This is a genomic window from Nocardioides flavus (ex Wang et al. 2016) (assembly GCF_014653115.1).
Taxonomy (GTDB): Bacteria; Actinomycetota; Actinomycetes; order Propionibacteriales; family Nocardioidaceae; genus Nocardioides; species Nocardioides flavus.
Window position 1 is genome coordinate 396,526 of sequence record NZ_BNAD01000002.1, and the last position, 16,682, is coordinate 413,207.

At 73.4% G+C, this 16,682-nt stretch carries 16 protein-coding genes; 7 read left to right on the forward strand and 9 right to left on the reverse strand.

Features of this window, described 5'->3' with window-relative positions; translation table 11 throughout:
- Positions 1-8: 8 nt before the first annotated feature.
- Complete coding sequence (locus IE200_RS06380; protein WP_191278542.1) at positions 9-905, forward strand: sensor histidine kinase; 897 nt, start codon at positions 9-11, stop codon at positions 903-905.
- A 13-nt stretch (positions 906-918) separates the two neighbouring features.
- On the opposite strand, the gene IE200_RS06385 is transcribed toward IE200_RS06380, so the two are convergent.
- Positions 919-2,148, reverse strand: coding sequence for an MFS transporter (locus IE200_RS06385; protein WP_229856186.1), 1,230 nt, complete (start codon positions 2,146-2,148; stop codon positions 919-921).
- A 52-nt stretch (positions 2,149-2,200) separates the two neighbouring features.
- On the opposite strand from IE200_RS06385, the gene IE200_RS06390 reads away from it, so the two are divergent.
- Positions 2,201-3,004, forward strand: a complete 804-nt coding sequence (locus IE200_RS06390; protein ID WP_191278543.1) for an alpha/beta hydrolase — start codon at positions 2,201-2,203, stop codon at positions 3,002-3,004.
- 14 nt (positions 3,005-3,018) lie between these two features.
- Here IE200_RS06390 and fgd read toward each other — a convergent pair whose 3' ends face one another.
- Entirely contained in the window at positions 3,019-4,044 is a 1,026-nt protein-coding gene (fgd, locus tag IE200_RS06395; RefSeq protein ID WP_191278544.1) for a glucose-6-phosphate dehydrogenase (coenzyme-F420), read from the reverse strand.
- A 71-nt stretch (positions 4,045-4,115) separates the two neighbouring features.
- On the opposite strand from fgd, the gene IE200_RS06400 reads away from it, so the two are divergent.
- Positions 4,116-5,105 carry a TIGR03619 family F420-dependent LLM class oxidoreductase gene (locus IE200_RS06400; RefSeq protein ID WP_191278545.1) on the forward strand — a complete coding sequence of 330 codons (990 nt, stop codon included), beginning with the start codon at positions 4,116-4,118 and terminating at the stop codon, positions 5,103-5,105.
- On the opposite strand, the gene IE200_RS06405 is transcribed toward IE200_RS06400, so the two are convergent.
- Complete coding sequence (locus IE200_RS06405) at positions 5,102-6,088, reverse strand: LLM class flavin-dependent oxidoreductase (protein ID WP_191278546.1); 987 nt, start codon at positions 6,086-6,088, stop codon at positions 5,102-5,104. The two genes, IE200_RS06400 and IE200_RS06405, sit on opposite strands and share 4 nt — an antisense overlap.
- 117 nt (positions 6,089-6,205) lie before the next feature.
- Positions 6,206-7,726, reverse strand: a complete 1,521-nt coding sequence (locus IE200_RS06410) for an AMP-binding protein (protein WP_191278547.1) — start codon at positions 7,724-7,726, stop codon at positions 6,206-6,208.
- Positions 7,727-7,828: 102 nt separating this feature from the next.
- On the opposite strand from IE200_RS06410, the gene IE200_RS06415 reads away from it, so the two are divergent.
- Positions 7,829-8,257: a PNPOx family protein gene (locus IE200_RS06415; RefSeq protein ID WP_191278548.1), complete on the forward strand. Its 429-nt coding sequence runs from the start codon at positions 7,829-7,831 to the stop codon at positions 8,255-8,257.
- On the opposite strand, the gene IE200_RS06420 is transcribed toward IE200_RS06415, so the two are convergent.
- Both IE200_RS06420 and IE200_RS06425 read right to left on the reverse strand, forming a co-directional pair.
- Positions 8,258-9,547, reverse strand: coding sequence for a GAF domain-containing sensor histidine kinase (locus IE200_RS06420; protein WP_229856187.1), 1,290 nt, complete (start codon positions 9,545-9,547; stop codon positions 8,258-8,260).
- The gene (locus IE200_RS06425; protein WP_229856188.1) at positions 9,544-10,260 is read right to left on the reverse strand and encodes a response regulator; all 717 of its coding nucleotides are present in this window, start codon (positions 10,258-10,260) and stop codon (positions 9,544-9,546) included. The genes IE200_RS06420 and IE200_RS06425 overlap by 4 nt, the downstream gene beginning before the upstream one ends.
- A gap of 123 nt (positions 10,261-10,383) precedes the next feature.
- Here IE200_RS06425 and IE200_RS06430 point away from each other — a divergent pair, with 123 nt between their 5' ends.
- Entirely contained in the window at positions 10,384-12,747 is a 2,364-nt protein-coding gene (locus IE200_RS06430; protein WP_191278550.1) for a bifunctional FO biosynthesis protein CofGH, read from the forward strand.
- 7 nt (positions 12,748-12,754) lie between these two features.
- Here the strand turns inward: IE200_RS06430 and IE200_RS06435 are convergent, their stop codons facing one another.
- Entirely contained in the window at positions 12,755-13,579 is an 825-nt protein-coding gene (locus IE200_RS06435) for a sigma-70 family RNA polymerase sigma factor (RefSeq protein WP_191278551.1), read from the reverse strand.
- A 115-nt stretch (positions 13,580-13,694) separates the two neighbouring features.
- Positions 13,695-14,663 (reverse strand): helix-turn-helix domain-containing protein, encoded by a 969-nt coding sequence (locus IE200_RS06440; protein ID WP_191278552.1) that lies wholly within the window; start codon positions 14,661-14,663, stop codon positions 13,695-13,697.
- A gap of 196 nt (positions 14,664-14,859) precedes the next feature.
- On the opposite strand from IE200_RS06440, the gene IE200_RS06445 reads away from it, so the two are divergent.
- Positions 14,860-15,198 carry an ANTAR domain-containing protein gene (locus tag IE200_RS06445; RefSeq protein WP_191278553.1) on the forward strand — a complete coding sequence of 113 codons (339 nt, stop codon included), beginning with the start codon at positions 14,860-14,862 and terminating at the stop codon, positions 15,196-15,198.
- Positions 15,195-15,905, forward strand: a complete 711-nt coding sequence (locus tag IE200_RS06450) for a GAF and ANTAR domain-containing protein (protein ID WP_191278554.1) — start codon at positions 15,195-15,197, stop codon at positions 15,903-15,905. The genes IE200_RS06445 and IE200_RS06450 overlap by 4 nt, the downstream gene beginning before the upstream one ends.
- A 13-nt stretch (positions 15,906-15,918) precedes the next feature.
- Here IE200_RS06450 and IE200_RS06455 read toward each other — a convergent pair whose 3' ends face one another.
- The gene (locus IE200_RS06455) at positions 15,919-16,632 is read right to left on the reverse strand and encodes a GAF and ANTAR domain-containing protein (protein WP_191278555.1); all 714 of its coding nucleotides are present in this window, start codon (positions 16,630-16,632) and stop codon (positions 15,919-15,921) included.
- Positions 16,633-16,682: the final 50 nt, after the last annotated feature.

Below are 16,682 nucleotides of genomic sequence, written 5' to 3' on the forward strand. Positions count from 1 at the left end.
CTGGCCTCATGGAGACCGACGCTCCCCTCGCCGTCCGGCCGTCAGCCGACGAGCTGCTGGACGCGATCGGCCACGCCGTGATCGCGACGGACGCGCAGGGGACGGTGGTGTTCTGGAACGACGCCGCCGAGGAGATGTACGGCTGGTCCGCCGCGGAGGCCGTCGGCCGCGACATCACGGAGGTGACGGTGCCGGAGCTCTCCCGCCGGGCGGCGGCGGAGATCATGGCCGCCCTGCGGGAGGGCCGACCCTGGTCCGGTGGCTTCGCGGTCCGGCGTCGCAGCGGCGAGGTGCTGCACGCGCTGGTCACCGACAGCGGCGTCTACCGCGACGGCGAGCTGGTCGGCATCGTCGGCGCGTCCCTCAACCTCGGCGACGCCGTCCGGCACCTGCTGGAGCGCTCCAGCGACGCCGCCGTCCTCGTCGACGAGGACCACGTCGTCAGCTATGCGAGCCCTGCGGTCGCCAACCTCTTCGGCTGGTCGGTCGACGGCGTCGTCGGCACGCCGCTGGCGGACCACGTCCACCCCGAGGACCACCCGGCCCTCGAGGAGCTACTGGCCGCCGCCGACCCCACGGGTGCCGAGCGGGTCGGCGAGCTGCGGGTGCGTACGGACGGCGCGTGGTCGTGGGTCGAGGTCGCGGTCACCGACCTCTTCGCCCGGACCGGGGCCCGGAGCCAGGTCTGCAACATCCGGCGCAGCGAGCGGCTCGCCCGCCTCGAGGAGCGCGAGCGCTTCCTCGAGGCGGTCCACTCCGAGGTGCTCCAGGACCTGTTCGCGGCCGAGCTCGAGCTCGACCGCGCCCTGACGCGCGCGACCCCGCCGGGCGCGGCCCGCATCGAGGCCGCTCGCGACGCGCTGGAGCGCGCCATGGGGACGCTGCGCGAGGTCGTCAAGCCCTAGTTCGAGCGCGGGCTCAGGCCGGCGCCCGCACGTTCCTGAACTGCGTCGAGGCCAGGCCGACGGCCACGGCCCCGAAGGTCGCCGCGGCGACGACCAGCATGGTCTGGAGACCGACCGCGTCCGCCAGCAGACCGGCGATGGGCGCCACGACGACCACGACGGCCCGGTTGAGCGAGCGCAGCGTGGTGTTGGTGCGCGCCTGCAGCTCGTCGGGCGTGACCAGCTGCCGGTAGCTCATCTCGTGGGAGTTGCTCATCCCCATCGCCACACCGAGGACGGCCTGGCCGAGCCCCAGCACCCCGGCGGCGTACGGCGACTGCCCAGCCAGCGTCATGGTGACCACCGCCGACGTGGTGAGCAGGTGGCACAGGATGATCGTCCGGCCGGTCCCGAGCCGTCGCCCCACCGCGGTCGTCACGGTCGCCCCGAGCACGGCGCCCACCCCGCCGGCGGCCCCGACGAGACCGAACTGGGCCGCGCTGAGGTCGAGCACGAGGAAGGCGTACGGCGCCAGCACCACACCCACGACCGCGTTGCCGACGAACCAGCCGTGCGTGGCGATCGCCAGCGTCCGCAGGCCCGAGGCGCCGTAGGCCCAACGCACGCCCTCGACGACCTCCGCGACGAGCCCGCGCGCGGTCACCCCTGTGCGCGGTGGCGCCTCGTCCAGCTCGATCCTGCGCAGGGTGAGCGCCGAGTAGACGTACGTCGCAGAGTCCAGGAGGACCGTGAACGGCGCGCCGACGGCGCTGACCAGCAGGCCACCGAGGGCAGGACCTGCGGTCGCCGACACCGCGTCGGCCCCGTCCACACGCGCGTGGGCGGGCTGCAGCTGGCCGCGCTCCACGAGGCGCGGGAGGAACGCCATCGTCGCCGCCATGTTGACCACGGCCGCCGTGCCGTAGGCGAAGACGACAGCCAGCAGCACCGGGAGCGTCAACGCGTCGGCCCACCACAGCACCGGGATCGCGAGCAGCAGCACCGCCTGGACGAGGTCGGTGCGCACCATCAGCGACAGGCGCCGCCTGCCGTCGACGAGCGCGCCCACGACGAGGCCGAAGGTGAGGTAGGGCAACCAGCGAGCGGCGTTGAGCCACCCGACGTCCGCGGCCGTCCCGTCCAGGCTCAGCACGACCAGCGCCTGGAGCGCGAACACGGTGACGTACGTGCCCAGTCCCGAGACCGCCGTGGCGCGCCAGTAGCGGACGAACGACCCCGAGATGAACACGCCCCCGTCGCTCACCGGGCCACCCTCTCACGCAGGAGCCGGGTGCCCAGGGACTAGGTTCGCGGGCATGGATTCTGGGGTTCCGTTCCGGCCGCTGCCCATCGACCAGTCGCACGTGCTGTACGAGCACGGGCCCGACTCCGCACCCCGCCCCGGCGTCACCCCCGGCCGGACGACCCGGCTCCAGCTCGCCGGCTCGGAGGCGTTCCCCGGAACGACCCGCGACGTCTGGGTGCACGCCCCTTCCACGACGGACGACGCGCTGCCCTGCATGGTCTTCCAGGACGGCGGTGGCTTCCTCGACCCCGAGGACGACCTGCGCGCGGGCGTCGTCCTGGACAACCTGATCGCGGCGGGCGACATCCCGCCGATGGTCGGCGTCTTCGTCGACCCCGTCGCCCGCAACGCCGAGTACGACGCCTTCGACAGCCGCTACGCCGACCTCCTCGCCGACGAGGTCCTGCCCCTGGTCGGTCAGCACGTCCCGATCAGGGACGACCCTGCCCAGCGCGGGACCTGCGGGTTCAGCAGCGGCGGCAGCGCGGCCCTCACGGCCGCCTGGCACCGCCCCGACGCGTTCGGGAAGGTCATCGGCTTCTCCTCGAGCTTCCCGCAGGTCGTCGGCGGCAATCCGTGGGCCGAGGTCATCGCCTCCGAGCCCGCGCGGCCGCTGCGCGTCCTCCTGCAGGTCGGGCACCGGGACCTCGGCTGGGACGAGCCGGAGGACAACTGGCTGGTGGAGAACCTGCTCGTCGCCGCTGCCCTGGTCCGGGCCGGCTACGACGCCCGGCTGGTGCTCGGCGACGGAGCCCACGACTCCAACCACCCGGGCGTGCTGCTGCCCGACGCGCTGCGCTGGCTCTGGCGCTAGCCACGGACCTGCCGCTACCCGACCTCCGGGGCCAGCGCCCGCACCGCCGGCAGCACCTCCGCGGCGAAGGACCGCAGGAACTGCTCCTGGTCGTGCCCGGGGGCGTGGAGGACCAGGTGGTCGAAGCCCGCCTCGACATAGGGCCGGACCTCCGCGAGGACCTCCTCGGGCGTGGTCGCGACGATCCAGCGTCGGGCGACCTGCTCGATGGGCAGCGCGTCGGCGGCCGCCGCCATCTCCACCGGGTCGTCGAGCTGGTGCTTCTGCTCGGCGCTCAGCGACAGGGGGGCCCAGAACCGGCAGTTCTCCAGCGCCTCCTCGCGCGTCGGGGCGTACGACAGCTTGATCTCGATCATCCGGCTGAAGGCGCGCTCGACGTCGGACGCGGCACGCCCCTCCTCGACGGCGGGCAGCAGCCGCTCGGTGTAGAGGTCCATCCCCTTGCCGCTGGTGCAGATGAAGCCGTCGCCCACGCGCCCGGCGTACTTCGCCATCTGCGGCCCGCCCGCCGCGACCCAGATCGGGACCCCGCCCTCGGGCCGGTCGTAGATCGTGGCGTCGACGGTGCGGTAGTAGTCGCCCTCGAACGAGACCCGCTCGCCGGTCCACAGCTCGCGCAGGAGGCGTACGGACTCGCGCAGCCGGGCCCACCGCTCCTTGAAGTCCGGCCACTCGGCCAGCCCGACCGAGATCTCGTTGAGCGCCTCGCCGGTGCCGACGCCGAGCACGACGCGGCCGGGGTTGAGCAGCGCGAGCGTCGCGAACTGCTGCGCGAGCACGGCCGGGTTGTAGCGGAACGTCGGCGTGAGCACGCTGGTGCCGAGCACCACCCGCTCGGTGCGCTCGCCGATCGCGGCCAGCGCCGCGAGCGCGTTGGGTGCGTGCCCGCCCTCGTGGCGCCAGGGCTGGAGGTGGTCGCTGAGCCACACGCTGTCGAGGCCGACCTCCTCGGCGCGCACGCCGAGCTCGACGAGCTCGCGCGGGCCGAACTGCTCGGCGGAGGCCTTGTAGCCGACGGCGAGGGGGGAGGGCTGGTTCACGGACGGTTCCGTTCGGTCGGGTCAGGTCTGGGGTGTGTACGGGTCGGGACGGGCGGTGACATCGTGGCCGGATGGACGACGACCTGCCGGCGATCGGCTTCGGTCTCCCAGTCTCCGGGAGCTGGGCAACACCGGGCACGATGATCCACGTCGCGCGTCTGGCCGAGGAGCTGGGCTATGAGTCGCTGTGGACCTTCCAGCGGCTGCTGCAACCGGTCGCGGCCACGGCGACGGACGCCACGGGGAGGCCGGTCGAGAACCCCGGCACCCGGCCGGCCGCGGACCCGGCGTACGCCTCGGTCCACGACGCCGTCCTGCCCTTGGCGCACGTCGCGTCGCACACCACGCGCATCGGCCTCGGCACCGCGACGGTGTGCGCGCCGTTCACGCCGCCGCCGGTGCTCGCCAAGGCGATGGCGACGCTGGACCACCTCACCGCCGGCAGGCTGACGGTCGGGGTCGGCATGGGCTGGCTGCCCGAGGAGTACGAGGCCGCGGGGGTGCCGTGGGCCGGGCGCGGCGCCCGGATGGAGGAGTACCTGCGCTGCCTGGTCGCGCTGTGGACCGAGGACCCCGTCACCTTCCGCGGCGAGCACTACTCCGTCCCTCCCTCGCACCTCGGCGTCCGCCCGCTCCAGCGCCCGCACCCGCCGGTGCTGGTGGGCGGCACGGCGCCGGCGGCGCTGCGTCGCGCGGGCCGGCTCGCCCAGGGCTGGATCGGCAGCACCCGGCAGGACCTCGACACCCTCACGGCGTCCGTGCGGCTGGTGCGCGAGGGCGCGCGCGAGGCCGATCGCGACCCGCGGTCCGTACGGATCCTGCTGCGCGCCGTCGTCGACCTGGTCGACCGCGACCCGGGACCGGGTCGGCGTCCGTTCCACGGCACGCGCGAGCAGGTGCTCGACGACCTCGCAGCCGTACGGAGCCGCGGGGCCGACGAGGTCTTCGTCGACCTGAACTTCTCGCCGCGGGTGGGCTCGCCCGACGTCGACGCGGACGGCGCGGCAGCCGAGGCGGAGCACGTGCTGCACGCCCTCGCTCCGGCCCGCCGGGGCTCCTAGGACGCCTCCACCTTGGGCATGATGTCGTTCTTGAGGCGCTTGAGGTCGTCGAGGGTCTTCGACACCGGCACGTCGGCGAAGGGCGGCCACAGCAACGGCATCGTCATCCCCGCCTCCTGGTAGGTCTTGAGCATGTCGACGAGCTGGCGCTCGCTCCCGACGAGGATGTTGGACACCTTGCCGTTGTCGGTCTGGTCGACGTCCTCGTCGGTGATGGTGAACCAGATCATCGAGCACATGTCGAGGTCGTCGATGGACTTGCCGAGCTCCTCGAGCTCGCGGGCGATCGCGGTGCGCCACTCGGTGAACTCGCGCGGGGTGTCCTGGATGCCGATCCAGCCGTGCAGGCCGTACTTGGCGACGCGGTTGGCCGAGCGCTTGGGGTCACGAAGGCCGCTGAAGTAGATCGGCGGGTGGGGCTTCTGGACCGGCTTGTGGCCGAAGCCGCACGGCTCGAAGTCAGCGTGCTCGCCGTGGTACTCGAAGATCTCGTTGGTCCAGATGCCCTGGGCGATCTCGATGGTCTCGCGCACGTGGGAGTGCCGCCGCGCGAACCGGTCCGCGACGCTCGCCGCGGCGAACTCCTCGGGCATCCAGCCCGACCCGATGCCCACGTTGAGCCGGCCGTTGGAGAGGTGGTCGATCGTGGCGCACTCGGCGGCGAAGAGGGCCGGGCTGCGGAACGGGGTGTTGGTGATGCTCATGCCGATGCGCAGCTTCTCGGTGCGCGCCGCCAGCCACGGCAGGATCGGCCACCCCTGGAACCACTTGCCGCGCGACTCCACCGGCAGCTGGGTCGGGAACTCCTTCATCATGCCGAACGAGTACTGCAGCTCACCGCGGTCGGAGGCCTCGGGGACCACGAGGCGGTCGAGGGTCCACACGGAGTCGAAGTCGAGCTCCTCGGCCAGGTCGGTCAGGTCGGCGAGCTCCTGCACCGTGACGTGGTTGCGGAAGGTCGGCAAGTAGAGGGCGAGCTTCATCTCACGGTTCTCCTCGGGAGGGATCTGGCCCGGTTCGGCCCTTTGTGACGTATCCCACAGTCGAGGGTGCCCGCCCGCAAGGGCAGCGCCGCTCATGGTTTCCTCAACGCTCAACGCTCAGCGCAGGCGCTCGCGCAGCTCGCGCTTGAGGACCTTGCCGTAGTTGTTGGTCGGCAGCGCGTCGACGAAGTGGTAGTCCTTGGGCCGCTTGAACCGGGCGATGTGGTCCAGGCAGACCCGGTCGAGCTCCTCGACGGGCACCTCGGCGCCGTCGGTCACCACGAAGGCGACCACGGCCTCGCCCCACTCTGGGTCGGGCCTGCCCACCACGGCGGCCGCGGCGACGTGGGGGTGGCGCAGCAGCGCCTCCTCGACCTCACGGGGATAGATGTTCATCCCGCCGCTGATGATGAGGTCCTTCGACCGGTCGTGCAGCGTCAGGAACCCGTCCTCGTCGAGGCTGCCGACGTCGCCGGTGTGCAGCCACCCGTCGCGCAGGGCCTCCGCGGTCGCCTCCGGCTGGTCCCAGTAGCCGGCCATCACGACGGCGCCGCGCACCAGCACCTCGCCCGCCTCCCCGGCCGGGAGGGGCCGCCCGTCCTCGCCGGCCACCCGCACCTCGACGTCGGTGCGGGGGAAGCCGACCGACTGCATCCGCTCGCGCCACCGCGGGTGGGCGGTGTCGGCGTGGTCGTGCACCGACAGGGAGGTGATGGTCATCGGGGTCTCGCCCTGGCCGTAGATCTGCGCCAGCCGGGGGCCGAAGGCGGCCAGCGCGGCCTCGAGGTCGGCGAGGTACATCGGGGCGCCGCCGTAGATGACCGTCTTGAGGCCGCCGAGGTCGGCGCCCGCGAGCGCGTCGTCGGCGGCCAGGCGCCGCACCATGACGGGCGCGGCGAAGAACGACATCCCCGGCCATCGCCCGACGAGGTCGACGAGCTCGGCCCCGGTGAGCGCACCGTGCGCGGGGAAGACGCTGACCGCGCCGCGGGCGACGTGCGGCAGCCCGTACAGGCCGGAGCCGTGCGACAGCGGCGCCGCGTGCAGGACGCTGTCGTCGACCGAGACTGCCCCGATGTCGGCGAAGTAGCTCAGCGAGGCCATGAGCAGGTTGCCGTGGGTGAGGGTCGCGCCCTTGGGCCGGCCTGTGGTGCCGCTGGTGTAGAAGAGCCACGCGGGGTCGTCGCCGCTCCGCTCGGTCATCGCCGCCGGTTCGCGGCCGGTGAGCCGGTCCCACCCCGGGCCGGGTGCCAGCACGACGTGCTCGACGGCGTCGATGCGGTCGCGGAGGGTCGTCACGTCGCCGGCGTGCGCCTCGTCGGTGAGGACCGCGCGGGTCCCGGAGTGCTCCAGGACATAGGCCACCTCGTCGCGGTGGAGCCGGGCGTTGACCGGCACCGCGACGAGCCCGGCGTGCCACACGGCGAACTGGGCCTCGAGGTACTCCGGGCGGTTGTCCATCACGATCGCCACCCGGTCGCCGGGTGCGAGCCCCAGCTCCGCGCGCAGCCCTCCGGCCGCGCCGGCCACCCGCGCGGCGAAGTCGGCCCAGGTCGCGTGGACGTCGTGCCCGACGGCGAGGGCCGGCCGCTCGCGCAGCCGGCGGCCCTGCCGCTCCACCCAGCTGGCCAGGTTCATGGCGCCAACCTGTACGGCCGCGCGGTCGCCGGTCAAGCAGGTCGCCGCAGCGTTGAGGAAGGCGTTATGGTCCGGCGCGCGCGGGTGGGGGATTCTGTCGGCATGCGTCTCGACGAGGAAACCTCCCGGTCCCGGCTCGCTGCGCACGTGCACGGCGTGTTCTGCACGCTGCACCCCGAGCGGGGCCCCGACCCGCAGCCCGTGGTCTACGCCGTCACCGACGACGGCCACGTCGGCGTCCCGATCGACTCGGTCAAGCCCAAGAAGTCGTCCCGGCTCCAGCGCGAGGACAACCTCGCCGGCGACCCGCGCGGGTCGCTGCTGGTCGAGCACTGGGACGCCGACGACTGGTCGCGGCTGTGGTGGGTGCGCGCCGACTGCGAGCACGTGCCGGACCCGCCGGACGCCGTCGTCGAGGAGCTCGCCGACCGGCTCGCCGGGACCGTCCCGCAGTACGCAGACAAGCCGTTCCACCGGGTGCTGGTGTGCCGCATCGTGCGGATCACCGGCTGGGCCGCCAGCGAGGACTGATCACGCCGGGAGCCGCAGGTGCATCGAGGTCCCGCCGGGACCGGAGCTCCCGACGGACAGGTCCCCGCCCATGGCCCGCACGAGGCCGTGGGCGAGCGCCAGGCCGAGCCCGATGCTCTCCTCCGCCGACCCGTCACCGGGGGCGGCGCGGGCGTACGGCGTGAAGATGCGCGGCAGCACGTCGGGCGGGATGCCGGGGCCGTCGTCGTCGATCGTCACCAGCACGGACGCGCCGGTGGGGTCCGCGTCGGTGCGGCAGCTGACCTGAACGCAGCCGCCGACCCGGCCGTGGCGCACGGAGTTGGCCACGAGGTTGATCAGCACCTGCCGCAACCTCCTCCGGTCGCCGAGCACCCGCCGCTCGCCCCGGACGTCGTGCACCAGGCGGCACCCGCGACGCCCCGCCTGGGCGGACAGCAGCCCGAACGCCTCGTCGACGACCTCGCCGAGGTCGACGGGCTCGGCGGCGACCGGCAGGACGTTGGCCTCGAGGCGACTGAGGTCGAGGACGTCCGAGAGCAGGTCCATCACGTGCCCGGCCGCCGCGCCGATGTGCTGCAGTGCCTCGCGGCGGCGGGGCTCGTCGAGGTCCATCGTGCCGAGCAGCTCGGCGAACCCGACGATGGCCTGGATCGGCGTCCGCGCCTCGTGGCCGACGGCGGCCAGCAGCTCGAGCCGGGCGCGGGAGAGCTCCTCGGCCGTGCGCCGCGCCGTCTCGGCCTCGAGCCGTGCCTGCCTCTCCTGGACGAGCCGGGCGTGGTCGATGGCGACCGACGCGAGGTGGGTGAAGCGGTCCACGAGGAGCTGCTCGCGCGGGTTCGGGCGGTGCGGACGCGCGTGGTAGACCGCGAACGTGCCCACCGGCCGGCCGTCGCGGCCCTCGATCGGGGTGGACCAGCAGCTGCGCAGCCCGGCCGCGGCCGCGAGGTCGCGGTAACCGACCCACCGCGGGTCAGAGCGGACGTCGGTGGCGACCACCGCGACGTCGAGCGCGGCGGCCGTGCCGCACGACCCCGCCGCCGGGCCGATCGCCATCCCGTCGATCGCCCCGACGTACGTCTCCGGCAGGCTCGGCGCCGCGCCGTGGTGCAGCGTGCCGCGCTCCCGGTCGAGCAGCAGCACCGAGCACCGTGCGCCGGCCATCAGGTGCTCGAGCGAGGCGAGGATGCCGGTGAGCACCTCGGCGAGCGGCGCGGCGCGGGCAATCATCTCCAGCACCTCGGTCTGCCGGTCGAGCAGCTCGCGGGCGTCCTCGACCCACAGCTCCGGGGCCGGTAGCGGCGCGCTCACCCGTCCACCAGCTGGTAGCCCACGCCCCGTACCGTCCGCAGCACCCGCGGGACGGAGGGGTCCGCCTCGAGCTTGAGCCGCAACCGGTGGACGTGCTCGGTGACGGTGGCCTCGCCCAGCCACTGCGAGGAGGAGTTCCAGACCTGGTCGACGAGCTGGGCGCGGGTGAAGACGTGGCGCGGGTGCGTGGCGAGGAAGAGGAGCAGGTCGAACTCCTTGGGAGTCAGCTCCTTCTCCTCCTCGCCGAGCAGCACCCGCCGGCTCGCCGGCTCGATGCGCAGCGTCCCGACGACCACCGCCTCCACCGACGGGTCCGGCGCGCTGCGGCGCAGCACCGATCGCACCCGCGCAGCCAGCTCCCCCGGCGAGAACGGCTTCACGAGGTAGTCGTCGGCACCGAGGTCGAGCCCGGCGATGCGGTCGCCCTCGCCGCTGCGACCCGACAGCACGATGATCGGGGTGTCGGACCGCCCCGCCTGCCCGCTGCGCACGGACCGCAGCACGTCGAGGCCGCCGAGACGCGGGAGCGAGAGGTCGAGCACGACCAGGGTCGGGTGCTCGTCACGGATGCACTTGAGCGCGGAGGTTCCGTCGTCGGCCTCGAGGACCCGGAAGCCAGCGTCGTCGAGCTGCCAGCGCACGACCGTACGGATCGCCGCGTCGTCGTCCACCACGAGGACGACCGGCGAGCGCGGGTCTGCCGCCTGGCTCATGCCTGATTGAACCCCACGACACCGCCGCCAGTCACCGGGTCGGGCCCGGTGGTTCCCGGTCGTTGTGGCTCCGTTGAGCGCGTGGTGGTTCGACGCGCGCGCCGCGTTCCCGACAATGGACCCATGCATGGACCCGTGTCGCTGCCCAGCCCGGACCTCACCGAGCTCCACACGCCGGCGCTGCTCGAGCTGGCCGGGGCCCGCCGCGACGCGCTCTTCGGCACCCGCGTGACGTACTCCCCCAAGGTGTTCATCCCCCTCACGCACATGTGTCGCGACCGGTGCGGCTACTGCACGTTCGCCGAGTCGCCGCGCACGACCGTGCCCTACCTCGCGCCGGAGGAGGTGCTCGCCATCGCGGAGGCCGGAGCCGCCGCCGGGTGCCACGAGGCGCTCTTCACCCTCGGCGAGGCGCCCGAGCTGCGCTACCCCGAGGCCGCCGCGTGGCTGGCCGGGCGCGGCCACCGCACGACCGTCGACTACCTCGCCGAGGCGACCGCACTCGTCCTCGCCGAGACCGGCCTGCTCCCCCACGCCAACGCCGGCGCCCTCGGCCGCGACGAGCTGGCGCTGCTGCGCCGCACCTGCCCGTCGCAGGGGATGATGCTGGAGAGCCTGCGCGAGGACCTGCCGGCCCACCGCGGGGCGCCCGACAAGGTGCCCGCCCGCCGCCTGGCCACCCTCGAGGAAGCCGGCCGGCTGTCGATCCCGTTCACCACCGGGATCCTCGTCGGCATCGGCGAGACCGAGGCCGACCGCCTCGAGGCGCTGGAGGCCATCGCCCGCTCGCACCGCGAGCACGGCCACGTGCAGGAGGTCATCGTCCAGAACTTCCTGCCCAAGCCCGGCACCGCGATGCGCGGCGCCCCGCCGTGCCCGCACGAGGACCACGTCCGCGCGATCGCCCTGGCCCGGCTCGTCCTGCCCGACGACGTGCACGTCCAGGCGCCGCCCAACCTCTCGGCGCCCGACGAGCTCGCCGGGCTGCTGGCCGCCGGCATCGACGACTGGGGCGGGGTCTCCCCCGTCACCGCCGACCACGTCAACCCGGAGCGCCCGTGGCCGTCGCTGGACTCGCTCCGCGAGGCGACCGAGTCCGCGGGCCACCAGCTCGCACCACGGCTGACGGTGCACCCCGCGTACGCCGCGGAGCCGGACCGCTGGCTCCACCCCGCCCTGCACTTCCCGGTGCTCGACCGGGCCGACGCCGACCTCCTCGCCCGCGACGACCCGGGCGCGCTGTGGCCCGAGCGGCACCGCGACGCGGCCAACGTCGGCACCGGCGCGGAGGTCGTGCAGATCGGGCGTCGCTCGACCGCGTGGTTCTCCGGTGCGGGCGTCGACCCGACGCCGCTGCGACGCACCGGCCGCGGGGTCGCCGGCCGGGTCCGCGAGGTGCTCGACGGCGTACGGGCCGGGCAGGACACCGGGGCCGAGGAGCTCGAGGCGCTGTTCGCCGCGCGCGGCGAGGAGGTCGCCGCGGTGGCGGAGGTCGCCGACGAGATCCGCCGCGAGGTCGTCGGCGACGAGGTGACCTTCGTGGTCAACCGCAACATCAACTACACCAACGTCTGCACCTTCCGGTGCACCTTCTGCGGCTTCTCCAAGGGCCCGCTGTCGCTCAACCTGCGCGGCGCCCCCTACCTCCTCGGCCTCGACGAGGTCGCCGAGCGCAGCGCCGAGGCGTACGCCCTGGGCGCCACGGAGGTCTGCCTGCAGGGCGGCATCCACCCGAGCTTCGACGGCGACTTCTACGTCCAGGTCGCGCGGGCGGTGCGCGACCGGGTGCCGGAGATCCACGTCCACGGCTTCACCGCGCTCGAGGTGCTGGAGGGCTCACGGCGGCTCGGGGAGCCGCTGGAGGACTACCTGCTCCGGCTCAAGGACGCCGGCCTGAGGTCGCTGCCGGGCACGGCCGCGGAGATCCTCGACGACGAGGTCCGCGCCGTGCTGTGCCCGGACAAGATCACGACCGACGAGTGGCTCGAGGTGCACCGCACCGCGCACCGGGTGGGTCTGCGCAGCAACGTCACGATGATGTTCGGCTCGGTCGAGCGCCCGCACCACTGGGTGCGCCACCTGCTCCGCACCCGCGAGCTGCAGCGCGAGACGGGCGGCTTCACCGAGTTCGTCGGGCTGCCGTTCGTCCACATGGCGGCCCCGATCTACCTCAAGAGGGGTGCCCGGCGCGGGCCGACGTGGCGCGAGACCGTGCTCGTGCACGCCGTGGCCCGCATCGCCTACGCCGGCGACATCGACCACGTGCAGGCGTCGTGGGTCAAGCTCGGCCGCATCGGGGCCCAGCAGCTGCTCGCCGCCGGCGTCGACGACCTCGGCGGCACCCTCATGGACGAGAACATCAGCCGCGCGGCGGGCGCCAGCCACGGCCAGGGCATGACGCCGGCCGACCTCGCCGCCATCGCGGCGGAGGCCGGCCGTCCACTCCGTCAGCGCACCACGCTCTACGGCGACGTGGTGCGCGCCTGACGCCGGCTCAGGCCGCCGGCGGGTGCTCGACGAGGTGAGCGCGCAGCTCGGCCAGGATCCGGGTCAGCACCCGCGACACCTGCGCCTGCGTGAGGCCGACCTCCTCGGCGATCTCCTGCTGGGTGTGCTCGTCGTGGAACCGGAGCCACAGTATCCGCTGGTCGCGGTGGGACAGCAGGCGTACGAGCGGGTCGAGCACGACCTTGGCCTCGACCTGCGCCAGGGCCCGGTCGTCCTCGCCGAGCAGGTCGCCCAGCGACGTGGAGCCGTCGGCGACCGTCGCGTCCAGCGACGTCGGGGTGAAGCACCCGTCGGCCGACAGCGCCTCGACGACGTCGTCGACCTTCTCGCCCAGGTGCTCGGCGACCTCGCTCGGTCGCGGCGAACGACCCAGCGAGGACTCGAGCGTGTCCTGGGCGCCGGCGATGCGGGTCTGGAGGTCCTGGACGCGGCGCGGCGGCCGGACGGTCCAGCCGATGTCGCGGAAGTGGCGGCGCAGCTCGCCGCGCACCGTGGGGACGGCGAACGACAGGAAGTCATGGCCGGCCGAGGGGTCGAAGCGCTGGGCGGCCTTGGTGAGGCCGAGCAGCGCGACCTGCTCGAGGTCGTCGAGGTCGATGCCCCGGTTGCGGTAGCGCGAGGCCATGCTGCGGGCCACGGCGGCGTTCGTCTCGATGAGCTGACGGGTCAGCTCGCGGGCGTCCGCGTCGCGACGTGCGTCGCGCAGGTCGTGGACGATGGCGTCGGTGCGCCGGGCCCGGGCCTTGCCCTCGAGGGGCTGGACGGGCGTGATGGTGCGGTGGGTACGGGTGAGCTCAGGGGCGATCGACATGGTGACCACGTGCTCGCTTCCTCTGGTGATGATGCTTGCCGTGGTCTCCAGCAAGGCTTCACCTCCACGGTCACACGCGAGCGGACCGTACGACAGCCGTAAAGCGAACGTCTCGTCAGCCGCCGGAGCGGAGCAAGGTCTGTCCAGGGTTCTCCCCGAACACCGCCCGGTACTCGGTCGCCAAGCGCCCGGGGTTGAAGAAGCCGAAGCGGGCGGCGACGTCGCCGACGCTGTGCGCGGTCCCCTCGCGCAGGGCCTGGTGGACCAGGTCGAGCCGGACCTGGCGCAGGTAGGCGTGCGGGGTGCACTCCAGGTGCCGCCGGAAGGCGTACTGGAGCGCCCGCGGGGTGACGTGGCAGGCCTGCGCGATGTCGGAGAGCGACAGCTCGTCGTGGGCGCGCTCCTCGATGAGCCGCTGGGCCCGCCGGACCGTGGACTGGGTGGCGTCGCGCGCGTCGCGGGCGGCCAGGGCACCGTCACCGACCACGTTGTTGTCGAAGGTGTGCAGGAGCGTGTTGGCCAGCAGCCGGGTCGCCTCCGCGCTGGACATCGGGTCGTCGAGCGCGGTCGAGCCGCTCAGCCGGTCCACGACCGCGCGCCACTGGGCGCCGGCGGCGGCCGACCGGGGGACGAAGCTGCTGAAGGCCAGGTCGGAGCTGGTCATCTCGGGGTCGATGTCGGCGATCGCCTCGCTCAGCACGTCGAGCGAGACGCCGGTGTTGCGCACGTCGTAGCCGGGGCCGCCGCCGCTGAAGGGCATGCCCCACCCGGAGGCGAGGACGGTGTCGCCCTCGCGACCGCGGTCGGTCACCGACCCGTGGGTGTACTCCACCTCGCCGTCGAGGACGTCGACCACCACCAGGACCGGCATCGGGTCCGCGTCGAAACGGACCGGCGCGTCGATGCGCAGCCGGTCGAAGGACACCCCGCTGGCCTCGTGCCGTTGGTGGTGGACCGTCCCCATCGGGCCACGCAGGCGCAGCGACGTGTCGTAGGCGGTGTCGAGCCACTCGCGCGCGTCGTCACCGTCGCCCTCGAAGTCGAAGACGTCGGGCGAGCCGCGCCGGGGACGTTGATCCGGCACAGCACCTCCCAGATGGAGAGTGCGGACGACCCGGCGGCTTGAGTCCCCTCGACTGTAACCCAGTCAGCGGTCAGTGGCCCATCCTCGCGCCCCTCCCCCCGGGTGGGAGGAGTCTGTAGACTCGACGACGTAGTCGTTCGATCGCTCCGCCCTGTGTCCGCGGACCTCTTGTCATGTGAAGGTGACGATGTCTGGGATGCCCCTACCCTCTGACGACCCTGCTCCGCAGGCGGACGCCCTGCGCGACGAGGTCGCGCAGCTGCACGAGGCCGTACGCTCGCAGCGTGACATCGGCATGGCCGTCGGCCTGCTGTCCGCCCGCTTCGGCCTGAGCACGGAGCAGGCCTGGCGCACGATGCTGCGGGTCTCGCAGGACAGCAACACCAAGGTCCGCACCGTCGCCCGGGTGCTCGTCTCCACCCACGACGGCACCGTCGACGACGCCGATCGCGAGGTGCTGGGGAGATTCGTCGACCAGCTGCCCGCGTCGGGCTGGCCAGAGGGCCCGTGGAACGGGAACACTCCAGCACCATGAACATCGACGACGCCGCTCTCGCCGAGAGCCTGCGCCGCCTCAGCCAGCCCCGCGACGACGACGGGACCCTCTCCTCCGCGCTGCACTTCGTGGTGTCGGCGTGCGAGGACCTGTTCTCCGTCGACGGCGCGGGAGTCCTGGTGGCCGACGAGCAGGACATGCTCGTCTACGCCGCCGCGAGCGACGGACCCGGCCGGCTGCTCGAGCAGACCGAGGCCGAGGCGGGCGAGGGCCCGTGCACCGAGGCGTTCGTCAAGGGGCGCGCGGTGACCAGCCGCGACCTCCGCGCCGAGGTCGAACGGTGGCCCACGCTGGCCCGCGTGATGGCCGGGCAGCCGGTGCGCGCGGTGCTCGGCACCCCTGTGGTGCTCGGCGGCGTGCCGATCGGCACGCTCGACGTCTACAAGGAGCGTCCGCACGACTGGGACGACAGCGAGGTGGCCGCGCTCGGGCGCTATGCCGAGGTCATCGCGACCACGTTGAGCGCCGCGCTCCAGGCCCACACCGCCGGTGAGCTGGCCCGCCAGCTCCAGTACGCCCTGGACTACCGCGTGGTGATCGAGCGCGCTGTCGGCTTCCTGATGGCCAAGGAGTCGATCGACGCCGTCGCGGCCTTCAACGCGCTGCGCACCGCGGCGCGCACCCGGCGCACGAAGATCGGGCTCGTGTCCGAGCACGTCCTCGACACGGGCGCCCTGCCGGACTGACCTGCCGGACTGATCAGTCGTCGACGACCTCGTCGACCCGCTCGTGCGGGATCGCGCGGGTGGCGACGATCTGGGCGGCGACCTCCCGCAGCTTGACGTTGGTGGTGGACGACAGCCGGCGCAGCAGCTCGAAGCTCTGGTGCTGGTCGATGCCGTAGCGCTCCATCGCGATGCCCTGCGCCATGCCGATGACGTGCCTCGAGCTCACGGCCGTCTGCAGCGTGCTGGCCCGGCGCGCCGACGACAGCGCGGTCGTGGCGTGGACGGCATAGACCAGCGCGATGTCGACGACGTCGCGGTCGGCGAAGGCCCCGGTGCGCGCGCTGTAGAGGTTGAGCGCGCCCAGCGGGCCGTCGCGGTCGGTGACGGCGACGGCGAGCAGCGAGCCCACGCCGAGCTCCGCGGCGCGCGGGCCCCACGTCGGGTAGCGCGTGTCGGTGCCGACGTCGCCGCTGCGCAGCCAGCCGCCGGTGTCGGCGATCTCGACGCACGGACCCTCGCCCAGGGCGTACTGGAGGGCGTCGGCCTCCTCCGCGAGCGGGTCGCTGCTCGCGAGGGTCTTGTGCCCCCCGCGCGAGGTACGGATGGTGAGGCTGACCTGGTCGGCCTCAGGGACGAGCTCGCGCATGCGGGTGACGATCGCGCGAGAGGTGACGGCCTCGTCAGGCTCCTGCTGCAGCTCTGCAGCGAGTGCCGCGAACACGGCCAAGGAGTCGTGGGACGACAATGGAGATCCTTGTGGACGACTGCTCACGACCCGTGTTCTGGAGTCGGGAG